We start from the raw sequence: 11430 nt of genomic DNA on the forward strand, positions 1-11430 counted from the left end.
CGTGGATCCGCGCCACCATTCTCACCCCCGACGACTATCTCGGCGGTATCCTAAAACTCTGCCAGGACAGGCGCGGCATCCAGGCCGACCTCTCCTATGTCGGCAAGCGCGCCATGCTCACCTACGACCTGCCGCTCAACGAGGTGGTGTTCGACTTCTACGACCGGCTGAAGTCGATCTCCAAGGGCTACGCCTCCTTCGACTATCACCTGACCAACTACCGCGAGGGCGACTTGGTGAAGATGTCGATCCTGRYCAATGACGAGCCAGTCGACGCGCTGTCCATGCTGGTGCACCGCTCGGCCGCCGAAAAGCGTGGCCGCGCCATGTGCGAGAAGCTGAAGGAGCTGATTCCGCAGCACCTGTTCAAGATCCCGATCCAGGYGGCCATAGGCGRCCRCATCATCGCCCGCGAGACCGTCTCGGCGCTCAGGAAGGACGTCACCGCCAAATGCTACGGCGGCGACGTGACCCGCAAGCGCAAGCTCCTTGACAAGCAGAAAGAGGGCAAGAAGCGGATGCGCCAGTTCGGCAAGGTGGATATTCCGCAGGAAGCGTTCATCCAGGCGCTGAAGATGGGGGATTGAGAAGCCGGTTGGCGAGCGGAGCGCTTGCTACCCCTCAGCGAAGTATCGATTTACCTCTGTGATCATGTCACAGAATTCCGCATCGAATTCCGATGCGTGGAATTCGTCCAAAACCTGAAATAACGAGATAGATATCCCGTAGGCTTCGTCAAGCGCCCGATTATAAGCGGAAAAAAACTCTTTCCCGGAAATCCGACAGCTAAATCCCCGAGTCGTCCAATCTTTATCGAATTCGCTCTTAGCCAACTTCAGGATAGTCTGGGTATCCCTCCCATCTCGTTTAAGCTGATAGTACTTGCTTGTCGAAGATTGCACGTTAATGAGGCAATCCTCACGTAGCTCCAAAGAAATAGAAGACAAGGTATCGTCGACCCAAGCATCATCTATAATTTTCTCTTTCTTTTTAGCTGCTTTCTGCGTAGCCCTGTAGATCGCATCGCGAGCGATGACATAGTTCTCTATCTCTTTGCGTCGGAGGACATGACAGAAGACCCCCGACCTTCTGAGCTTCTGCTCATGGCCTTCGATTTCCTCCAAGCATCGATAATCTCTATCAAAGATCGCGGCGATCTTTGGTTGAATTCCAAAAAGTTCTTGAAAGGCCCAAGGCAAATTGCCGACCCGAGGCCATTGTTCGTACCCACCTATCTTGAGCAGCATCGTGTCAGGATCGCTAAATACCCCATCGGGAAGCAGCATTTGCTCGAACCTGCGATAGATGGAGCGATCGTTTCCCTCGAACGCTATTATTCTTTTAGCCCTGGAAAGACGGGCAAAGTCAGCGTTCTCAGAGGAGCCCAATAGCGCATGTGCGCTTCGGTAGCCTTCTTCGGTGGTGATCCGCTTTCCAGTCTGAAATTCCGATCTCACTAGAACGACATCGCCCGAGTTGGCTTCGTTCATGATCTCTGCCGAATGAGTGGCCAGAAAAATCTGAGAGAATCTCTTTTTGGCGATACCGTAAAGTCTTCTCTGTAGGTCAGCGTGAAGGTATACGTCTGGCTCGTCCAGAACGAGGATGTCTCCTCCCGATCCTCGAAGAAAATGGGTCATGATCTGCATCCACGCCTGAAATCCAAATCCTGATAAATAGATTTCTCTTGGATACCCATTCTCAAGGTAAATCATCTCAAGCGTCGATGGCACTCCAACAATTACCTTCGGCTTCTGAACCTCGATATCTTTCCAGTTACCCTCTACCAGCGCCGAGAATTCCTGAAATTCGCCGTGGCTCTTCTGCCGCCAGATATTCCTAAAATTTCGCGCGGCAAGTCGAGTGTGTTCGACGCTTCTAACGTAGTCGGGATCGTTCGGTTTCTCCGTTTCCTCAAATTGACCCAGCGTTGGAACGACAATTATGGATTCTGGAAAGCAATCTCTGAAGTAGGCCTTTGTGCTCTTTGCTCTCTTATCTGATTGTATGAAAACGATTGGTTGGCGGTCAACATTCAGTATAAGGTGAAGAGCGGATCCATTGTCGTGAAATATCGAAATCTTAACGTCGTCCTCTGAATCGTTTGTCGGTATGTTTGCAATGGGCAGGCAGAAATTCTTATTAGTCATTTCGTATGTTGCGCAAACGCCATACGGATTCTGCGTCTTCAGGACCGGGAGTCTGTATTCCGCATAGCGGGCGACGTCCGCGAACAGCCGAAGAGCGTCGAGTACAGAGGACTTTCCAGCGTTGTTTGGACCTACAAAGATATTTCGCTCTTTGCAGGTAACGCGGAATTTGGAGTGCTTTCTAAAGTTTTCGAACTCGATTCGTCTTAGAATTTAAACCTCCTCTCGCCAAATGCCGTCCTAGGTTGGATTTTTACACGATTCTGCCAGAGTCGTAACGGTGTCGCACACCTCCTTTCGTTCCTTGCCGTCCGCCATCGAGTCCGCATCGACCCAAATCCGCTATATTCCTTCGGCAGGACGCTTTTGATATTTCAGTTCGTGGTCCCAGTTCACTTGCTAGGTGTCCTCCCTTCACCATCCCCCCACCTCGTTGTATCCTCTCCCTGCTTGGGGAGACATCACATGCGCTCCACCTCGGACACCATCGCCGCGATCGGCCTCGCCATCGGCGGCGCATTGGGCTTGGCGGGCACTTTCGTTTCCAGCGATGCGCTGCGCGAGACGCTGTGGACCATCGACGGCGTGGCGATTGTCGTCGCGGCGGCGCTGCTCACCCTGAAATACCAGCGGCTGGGCAATGACCTCGTCGCGGCCGGCTTCCTCACCTTCCTTGCCGGCGAGGCCCTGCTTCTGGCCGGCAACGCGGCAGGCCTGCAGGCCAGCGTGCCTTGCTATGTCGGCGGCATTGCGCTCTGGGCGGCGGGGCTGGTCATGGTCAGCGCCCAAAACACCTTCGCGCTCTGGATGCGGCTCACCGCTTTCGTGTCGGCCGTGCTCTTCGTCGCCTCGGCGGCGATGATCCTGTGGGGCGCGCCGCTTCTGCCCACTTCCGCGCCCTTGCCCGCCGCCGGCTATCCGTTCCTGGTCCTCACCTTCATCGGCTGGATCTGGACGGTGCTGAAATCGGAACGGTGAGCAGGCGAAAATGGCCGCGCCGCTGGAAATCCGCAACAGCCCCACCGGCAAGATTTTTCCGGCCTTCGGGCCGTTCCTGATCGGCGGCATCTTCGCCTTCGGCGCGCTGCAAGGCTTAGCCTCGGGGGCGAGCGGCGGCAACGTGCTGTGGATCGCGCTGCTCAGCGCCGCCTGTCTCGGCCTCGGTGCCTTTATCGCGCGCGGCGCCTTCGACACTTCGGTCAAGGTCACCCTTGACAGCCAAGGCTTCCGCGATGCTCGCGCCGGCGACGTGCTGGTACCCTGGAACAAGGTGATGAGCGTGCACCTCGCCTCCGGCGGCAAGGGCGCGGCGATGCTCAATTTCGAGCTCACCGAGGAGCCGCCCGACGCCATCAAATACGCGGCCGCCAACGCCTTCGGCCTGATGCCCTTCGGCAAGACTACCGTGCACATGGAGATCTCCTCGCTCGACATCCAGGGCCAGGACATGATTGAGGCGGTGAAGAAATTCGCGCCGCATGTGGTGGTGAGGAGCTGACCCTTCCTTCCCCCCTTGTGGGGGAAGGTGGATCGGCGCGCAGCGCCGAGACGGATGAGGGGTGTTTGACGGAGCTCCGACAACGGCTAGTTTCGCTCCATGCCGCATCAGCCTGTAGCCTCAACCAAACGGGATTTCGCTCGCCGGATGCGCCGGGAGTCGACAGAAGCGGAGAGCCGCCTGTGGCAGGAGTTGCGCGGCCGCCGCCTCGACAAGATCAAGTTCCGTCGGCAGATGCCAGTGGGCAGATTCATTGCCGACTTCGTCTGCGCCGAGGCTCGACTTATCATCGAAATCGACGGCAGCCAACATGCGGACTCGACCCACGACAAGCAGCGCGACGCCGAACTGAAAGCGAGAGGGTTCCGTGTGCTGCGCTTCTGGAATGACGATGTTTTGAGGGATCTGAACGCGGTCTGCGATACCATCATTGCCTATGTGCGGGACGAGAATCTGCAGCCTTGGCGATGATGCCGGTGGGCGTATTGGGCCAAGCTGGAACACCCCTCATCCGTCTCGGCGCTAACGCGCCGATCCACCTTCTCCCACAAGGGGAGAAGGGGAGGTCGCGCCTTTTCCCAACCCGTGCTCTACTGCCCGCGGGGGACTCTTCACCATGATTCGCGCCTTGTTCGCCGCACTTCTCCTCACCAGCCCGGTCTTTGCCGCCGACATGTCGGTCTTCGTGCGAAACCAGCGGTCCGACGGCGTGGCGCTGGAACTGTTCAGCCGCGACAGCGAAAAAGTCTGGCCGGGCGGCGACAAGGTTTTTCTCATCCGGCCTGGGGCGAAGAAATCCGTGCCGATCTCCTGCGAGAATGGCGAGCACATCTGCTGGGGCGCCTGGGTGGTCGGCAACGATTCCGTCACTGCCGGCGTCGGCCCCGACAACGACCAGCCCTGCGACARCTGCTGCTTCATCTGCGTGGATCATTCGACCGAGACGGTGGATTTGGGGGAGTAGCGCCCTCTATCTCCCCCCTTGTGGGGGAGAAAGCGATTYCAACATCTTAGCGAAGCTAAGTGTTAGAAATCGCAAGAGAGGGGATTTCGTAGAGCTATGCCCTCCACTTCATAGGGCGCAGACCCACAATCGCGTAGGGCGCAGACCCCCTCTCTTGGATTTTCTACGACTTAGCCTCCGCGAAGAGCTCCGGCTAAGATCGTGAAAATCCATTCTCCCCCACCAAGGGGGAGATAAGGCCCTGCCYCCCCGGCCAGCTTGACGCCCTTTGCGCCGCCGCCCTAGCCTTGTCTCCATCCACCCCAAGAGGAGACCTCACCCATGTCAGGCACGGTCGAAGGCGAGAAGATCGACGTTTCCTTCAACGGCAGGCGCTGCATCCATTCGCRCAATTGCGTGCTCGGCAACCCGCATGTCTTCGTGCCCAATGCGCCGGGYGAGTGGATCCATCCCGATGCGGCGAGCGTCGAGAAGGTGGTGGCGCTGGCGGAGAACTGTCCGTCGGGCGCCATCACTTATTCGAGGAAAGACGGCGGGCCGCAGGAACAGCCGCCGGTGGTCAACACGGTGCGCGTGCGCGAGAACGGGCCGCTGGCGCTGCATGCCGAGATCGTGCTGGGCGGCGAAACCTTCCATCGCGCCACGCTCTGCCGCTGCGGCCAGTCTGAGAACAAGCCTTTCTGCGACAACAGCCATATCAAGGCGGRCTTTTCCGCCACCGGCGAGCCACCRCTGAAGGAGGCCCAGGTGCTTGAGCTGCGGGATGGCCCGCTCAACGTGACGCCCACCGTCAACGGCCCRCTCAAGCTCGAAGGCAATGCCGAGATCGTCACCGGCACCGGCCACACCATCGCCCGCAGCACGAAAGTCTTCCTCTGCCGCTGCGGCCACTCGGCCAACAAGCCGTTCTGTGATGGATCGCATAAGAGGGTGGGGTTTGTGGCATGACAAGCGCTGCGCCGGCGCTAGTTTAGGATGAGTTCTCACTCAGGAGGATCCGCCATGCGTAGCGTGCTCGTTCTTGCTTTGCTTGCCTTCGCAATGCCCGCCTATGCCGCCAATCACGCGGTCCAGATCAAGGACATRAAATTCCATCCGGCCAAGATCAGTGTCGCCGTCGGYGACACCGTGACTTTCACCAACGCCGACTCCAAGACGCACACCGCCACGGCGGACGACGGTTCCTTCGATACCGGCCAGCTCGCCAAGGGCAAGAAAGCCAAGGTCAAGATCGCCGAAGCCGGCGCGCACCCGTTCCATTGTGCGATCCACAGCTCGATGACGGGCACTGTTACGGCGAAGTAGGAGGCACCGACGGCGGAGCGCCAATCTCCCGCCAAAGGTCGATCTGCAGGCAGAGAGGTTGGTGCGAGGCACCCCTCTGCCCTGCCGGGCATCTCCCCCGCAAGGGGGGAGATTGACAGCTTGAGCTACGGCGCTCGTCCTGCAACGTCAGCGATTGGCGAAAGCGACGATGACATCCGATCTCCCCCCTTGAGGGGAGATGTCCGGCAGGACAGAGGGGGGTACTGTCCCGCCACCGTCTCAGCTGTCAGAGCAACTTTTGGAGGATTTCGTCCGTTCGACAAAAGACGAGCGCCGCGATCCTTCGCGCCGCCCACTGGCCTGCCGGCCATCTCCCCCACAAGGGGGGAGATCATGCTCTCCATCCTTGGCCCATCCCTCCCGCCTTTATCCGCCAGCCCGTATCGGCTAAGGGGCAGGCACCAAACTCTCTTGCCCCGGACCTCCGCCCCCAAATGACCGCCAAGCCAAAACCTCTCTTCCTCGGCATCGACACCGGCGGCACCTATACCGATGCCGTGCTGTGGTCGGAGGAAGGCGGGCCGAAAGGCAGGGTGCTGGCCAAGGCCAAGGCGCTCACCACGCGCCACGATCTCGCCGTCGGCATTTCCGGTGCGGTGGATGCGGTACTGGAGAAGGCCGGCACCGATCCGGCCTCGATCAAGCTTGTCTCGATGTCGACCACTTTGGCCACCAACGCGCTGGTCGAGGGCCAGGGCGGCCGCGTGGCGCTCGTCATGATCGGCTTTTCCGAGGGCGACCTTGCCCGCGACGGGTTGAAGACGGCGCTGGGCACCGATCCGGTGGTGTTCTGCCCCGGCGGCCATGACGTGCACGGCAACGCCGCCAAGCTCGACCTTTCCGGCCTCGAGGCGGCACTGCCGGAGCTTGGGCGTTCGGTCTCGGGCTTTGCCGTCTGCGCCTATTTCGCCACCCGCAACCCGGCGCATGAGCTCTCGGCCCGCGACCTCATCCGCGAGAAGACCGGCCTGCCGGTCACCGCCAGCCACGAATTGTCGGCCAAGCTCGGCGGCCCGCGCCGGGCGCTCACTACATTGCTCAACGCCCGCCTGATTTCGATGATCGACCGGCTGGTCGCGGCGACTGAAGGCTTTCTCGGCAAGCGCGGCATTGCCGCGCCGCTGATGGTGGTGCGCGGCGACGGCGCGCTGGTGTCGGCGGCCTTTGCCCGCCAGCGGCCGATCGAGACGATTCTCTCCGGCCCGGCCGCCAGTCTGGTCGGCGCCCGCCACATGACCGGCCTCGACGACGCCATGGTGTCGGACATCGGCGGCACCACAACGGATGTCGCGGTGCTCGACGGCGGCCGCCCACGCCTCGATCCGGAAGGCGCCACCGTCGGCGGCTTCCGCACCATGGTGGAGGCGGTCGCCATGCGCACCTTCGGCCTCGGTGGCGATTCGGAAGTGGCGCTGGAGGACGGCGCGCTCACCCCAAAGATCCTGCTAGGACCCCGCCGCCTGGTGCCGCTGGCGCTGGCCGGCCTGGTGCATGGCGAGGCCGTCACCGCCGAGCTCGAACGGCAGCTGCGCGCGCCCAATCCGGGCCGCGGGCGCTTTGCCGTGCGCACCGGCGTGCCGGACAGGCTCGCCGCCGGCCTCACCGCGCCGGAAGCAAAACTCTACGAGGCGATCGGCGCCACCCCGCTGCCGCTCGACAGGCTGCTCACCTCCAACGCGCAGAACGCCACGCTCAACCGGCTGGTGGCGCGCGGCCTCGTGCACATCTGCGGCTTCACGCCCTCGGACGCCGCCCATGTGCTGGGCAAGCAGGCCAACTGGGATCCCGCCGCCGCCCGCCTCGGCGCCGAGCTCTTCGCCCGCCGGCGCGACGGCCGCGGCCAGGTGATCGCGGCGACGCCGGAAGCGATCGCCGAGCGCGTGCTCGCCACGCTCACCCGCTGGTCGGCCGAATATATCCTCGAAACCGCCTTCGCGGAGGACGGGCTGGACGGCGCCGCGACCGTCGCCCATGCGCTGGTGCAGCGCGCCGTCGATGCACATCCCGGCATCGCCCGCTTCAGCGTCGCGCTCGACCGGCCGGTGATCGGCCTCGGCGCCTCGGCGCCGCTGCATTATGCCGGCCTGCCGCCGCTGATCGGCAATGGCTGCGTGGTGCCGGAGGATACCGACGTCGCCAATGCGCTCGGCGCCGTGGTCGGCCAGGTGCGCGTCTCGGCCGAGGCGCGCGTCAGCCAGCCGAGGGAAGGGCTCTTCCGCCTGGCGTCGGGGCAGACCGTGCGCGACTTCACCGACGAGGCGGCGGCGATCGCCGCGGCGCAAGCGGATGTGCGGGCAATCGTCGCCGAGCGCGCCAAGGACGCCGGCACCGACAGCGCCGAGATCGACGTTTCCACCGAATTCCGCGTCTCTACCGTCGAAGACCAGCGCATGTTCATCGAGGCGCATGTGGTGGCGGTGGCCTCGGGAAGGCCGAGGATCGCGGTGTGATGGAGAGCTGATCTCCCCCCAAGTGGGGGAGATGGCCGGCAGGCCAGAGGGGGGCGCTGTCCCGCCGGCGCCTCCAAGAGGCGCGCGCTCATACTCGACTTCGACCGACTGCACGAAATACCGAAATCTGCCAGGTTGGCGTTCTTTCGCGCCCCCTGTGCCCTGCCGGGCATCTCCCCCACTTGGGACCCACTTGGGGGAGATTGGCCGCTCCCCCGCCGCCGCAAACCTAAAAACCTCGCCCGATCGCCCTACTTCCCCTTAAGCCGAATTGACCCTTGAACCCCGGCATGCCAAAGGCCGCCCAAGACCGATGGCCGGCGAGCCGGCAAAGCCTATATCTGGAGACATGCTGATGACCGACCGCATCGAGATCGCCGGGTTGCGCATTGCCCGGGAGCTCCATGACTTCGTGGCCGATGAGGCAGCAGTCGGCACCGGCATCGATCCGCAAGAATTCTGGAACGGCTTTTCGGCAATCGTCCATGATCWGGCGCCGAAGAACYGGGCGCTGCTCRCAAAGCGCGACGCCATGCAGGAAAAGCTCGACAACTGGTACCGCGCAAACGGCGCGCCGGTCGACATGGAGGCCTACAAGGCCTTCCTGAAGGAGATCGGCTATCTGGTGCCGGAAGGCCCGGCCTTCGGAGTCACCACCGAGAAAGTCGACCCCGAGATCGCCGTCGTCGCCGGGCCGCAGCTCGTCGTGCCGGTGATGAATGCGCGCTATGCGCTCAATGCCGCCAATGCCCGTTGGGGCTCGCTCTATGACGCGCTCTACGGCACCGACGCCATCCCAGAGACCGGCGGCGCCGAAAAGGGCAAGAGTTATAACCCGGTGCGCGGCGCCAAGGTGATCGCCTGGGCCAAGGACTTCCTCGACCAGTCGGTGCCGCTGACCACCGGCAAATGGGCCGGCGTCAACGGGCTCTCGGTGGCGAATGGCGCGCTCAAGGCGGGCGAGGGCGCCGGCGCCACCACGCTCGCCGATCCCAGGCAGTTCGTCGGCTATCGCGGCGATGCCGCCACGCCGGAAGCCGTGCTGCTGGTCAAGAACGGGCTGCATATCGAAATCGCGATCGACCATGCCAACCCGATCGGCAAGACCGACCCGGCCGGCATTGCTGATATCCTTCTCGAAGCCGCRCTTACCACCATCCAGGACTGCGAGGATTCCATCGCGGCGGTCGATGCTGAGGACAAGGTCGTCGTCTACCGCAACTGGCTCGGCCTGATGAAGGGCGATCTCGCCGAGGAGATCACCAAGGCCGGCAAGACCTTTACCCGCAGGCTCAACCCTGACCGCAGCTACACTTCGCGTGGCGGCGGCACGCTTACGCTGCCCGGCCGCTCGCTGATGCTGGTGAGAAACGTCGGCCACCTGATGACCAATCCGGYGATCCTCGACCRCGACGGCAACGAGGTGCCGGAGGGCATCATGGATGCAGCGCTCACCGCTCTGATTGCGCTGCATGATGTCGGCCCGAACGGACGCCGCGYCAATTCCCGCGCCGGCTCGATGTATGTGGTGAAGCCCAAGATGCATGGGCCGGAAGAGGTCGCCTTCGCGGTGGAGATCTTCGACCGCGTCGAGGCGCTGCTCGGCATGGCGAAAAACACCATCAAGATGGGCATCATGGACGAGGAGCGGCGCACCACCGTCAACCTCAAGGAGGCAATCCGCGCCGCAAGCGAACGTGTTGTGTTCATCAACACCGGCTTCCTCGACCGTACCGGCGACGAGATCCATACCTCGATGGAAGCCGGCCCGATGATCCGCAAGGGCGACATGAAGCAGGCGGCCTGGATTTCCGCCTATGAGGCCTGGAACGTCGACATGGGGCTCGAATGCKGGCTAGCCGGCCACGCCCAGATTGGCAAGGGCATGTGGGCGATGCCGGACCTGATGGYGGCGATGCTGGCCGAGAAGATCGCCCATCCCAAGGCCGGCGCCAACACTGCCTGGGTGCCCTCGCCGACGGCCGCAACGCTGYACGCGACGCATTACCACAAGGTCGACGTGAACGCCGTGCAGGCGGCGCTGAAGAGCCGGCCGAAAGCGAAGCTCGACGACATTTTGTCCGTGCCGGTGGCAAGACGGCCGAACTGGACGCCGGACGAGATCCAGCGCGAGCTCGACAACAACGCTCAAGGCATTCTGGGCTATGTCGTGCGCTGGATCGACCAGGGGGTGGGCTGCTCGAAAGTGCCCGATATCAACGATGTAGGCCTGATGGRGGACCGCGCCACGCTGCGCATCTCCTCGCAGCACATCGCCAACTGGCTGCGCCACAAAGTGTGCTCGGAAATCCAGGTCAGGGACTCGCTGCAGCGCATGGCGTCGATCGTCGACCRCCAGAATGTCGGCGATMCGCTCTACCGGCCGATGGCGCCGGATTTCGACAAGTCGATCGCCTTCCAGGCCGCCTGCGACCTTGTATTCAAGGGGACCGCCCAGCCCAACGGCTACACCGAGYCGGTGCTGCATGCGCGCAGGCTGGAGCTGWAGGCGAAGGACCGGGCGGGGTAGCGCRCTTCTTCCTGATGGGTTGCATCGGCTGCTCCTCCGTTGCCCTCGCCCCACAATGATGAGACGGAGCCGGGACCGGCAAATTGGTCTGGTGTTAGCCTCTTCGGCTTTACGCCAATTGCGGACYTCAGACCCATCCGCCACGAAATGAGCTAGTATGCCTCCCGCTCCCTGACATGCGCGAGCAAATGCCCAATGAAACGAGTAAGCTTTGGGAGCGGTCGTCGATCCCGTCGATGCACGATATGGACAGGGCGCGGTTCGGGCAAATAGGCTTGTAGGACTGAAACCAGCGCCCCGTTTGCCATATCCTGGGCCACCAGAACTTCGGGCTGCAGTAACAATCCCGCACCGGCCAGCGCAGCCATGCGCAATCCGTTGCCATCGTTGCRTGTGAAAGACGGTGCGATCGGTGGCTGCACCTCATCCCAGCCTTTCAGTTTCCAGGCATTGCGGCTGTTCCATACCGTATGAAAGAGGCAGTGATGCGCGCCGAGATCGTGCGGGGTCTG

10 protein-coding genes and 1 pseudogene are annotated in these 11430 nt (G+C 62.3%); 9 read left to right on the forward strand and 2 right to left on the reverse strand.

Annotated elements, in window-relative coordinates:
• Positions 1-587, forward strand: a pseudogene (locus ORS3428_RS03500) (elongation factor 4); the annotation flags it as partial.
• 27 nt (positions 588-614) lie between these two features.
• Here the strand turns inward: ORS3428_RS03500 and ORS3428_RS03505 are convergent.
• Positions 615-2363 (reverse strand): AAA family ATPase, encoded by a 1749-nt coding sequence (locus ORS3428_RS03505; RefSeq protein WP_083354970.1) that lies wholly within the window; start codon positions 2361-2363, stop codon positions 615-617.
• A gap of 252 nt (positions 2364-2615) precedes the next feature.
• Here ORS3428_RS03505 and ORS3428_RS33455 point away from each other — a divergent pair, with 252 nt between their 5' ends.
• From ORS3428_RS33455 to ORS3428_RS03545, 8 genes are all read left to right on the forward strand, one after another.
• Positions 2616-3128 (forward strand): hypothetical protein, encoded by a 513-nt coding sequence (locus tag ORS3428_RS33455; protein ID WP_071094613.1) that lies wholly within the window; start codon positions 2616-2618, stop codon positions 3126-3128.
• Between the two features lie 10 nt (positions 3129-3138).
• A complete protein-coding gene (locus tag ORS3428_RS03515; RefSeq protein WP_071094616.1) occupies positions 3139-3648 on the forward strand; it encodes a hypothetical protein in 510 nt (169 codons plus the stop codon).
• A gap of 99 nt (positions 3649-3747) precedes the next feature.
• Positions 3748-4119, forward strand: a complete 372-nt coding sequence (locus ORS3428_RS03520) for an endonuclease domain-containing protein (RefSeq protein ID WP_071094618.1) — start codon at positions 3748-3750, stop codon at positions 4117-4119.
• Positions 4120-4264: 145 nt separating this feature from the next.
• Positions 4265-4612 (forward strand): hypothetical protein, encoded by a 348-nt coding sequence (locus ORS3428_RS03525; RefSeq protein WP_071094621.1) that lies wholly within the window; start codon positions 4265-4267, stop codon positions 4610-4612.
• 321 nt (positions 4613-4933) lie between these two features.
• On the forward strand, positions 4934-5560 hold the full coding sequence (locus ORS3428_RS03530) for a CDGSH iron-sulfur domain-containing protein (protein WP_071094623.1): 627 nt from the start codon (positions 4934-4936) through the stop codon (positions 5558-5560).
• 54 nt (positions 5561-5614) lie between these two features.
• A complete protein-coding gene (locus tag ORS3428_RS03535) occupies positions 5615-5917 on the forward strand; it encodes a cupredoxin domain-containing protein (protein ID WP_071094625.1) in 303 nt (100 codons plus the stop codon).
• Between the two features lie 455 nt (positions 5918-6372).
• Positions 6373-8388: a hydantoinase/oxoprolinase family protein gene (locus ORS3428_RS03540; RefSeq protein WP_071094626.1), complete on the forward strand. Its 2016-nt coding sequence runs from the start codon at positions 6373-6375 to the stop codon at positions 8386-8388.
• 355 nt (positions 8389-8743) lie between these two features.
• Entirely contained in the window at positions 8744-10918 is a 2175-nt protein-coding gene (locus ORS3428_RS03545; RefSeq protein WP_071094628.1) for a malate synthase G, read from the forward strand.
• A 152-nt stretch (positions 10919-11070) separates the two neighbouring features.
• Here ORS3428_RS03545 and ORS3428_RS31045 read toward each other — a convergent pair.
• On the reverse strand, positions 11071-11430 hold a 360-nt coding region (locus ORS3428_RS31045), incomplete at its 5' end, for a LysR substrate-binding domain-containing protein (protein WP_244507838.1).

This window comes from Mesorhizobium sp. ORS 3428, from assembly GCF_001854785.1.
GTDB lineage: Bacteria > Pseudomonadota > Alphaproteobacteria > Rhizobiales > Rhizobiaceae > Mesorhizobium.

Bases quoted from the DNA above. Each gene is read 5' to 3' on its own strand.
- ORS3428_RS03520 (WP_071094618.1), top strand. From the start codon at position 3,748: ATGCCGCATCAGCCTGTAGCCTCAACCAAACGGGATTTCGCTCGCCGG.
- ORS3428_RS33455 (WP_071094613.1), top strand. From the start codon at position 2,616: ATGCGCTCCACCTCGGACACCATCGCCGCGATCGGCCTCGCCATCGGC.
- ORS3428_RS03540 (WP_071094626.1), top strand. From the start codon at position 6,373: ATGACCGCCAAGCCAAAACCTCTCTTCCTCGGCATCGACACCGGCGGC.
- ORS3428_RS03515 (WP_071094616.1), top strand. From the start codon at position 3,139: ATGGCCGCGCCGCTGGAAATCCGCAACAGCCCCACCGGCAAGATTTTT.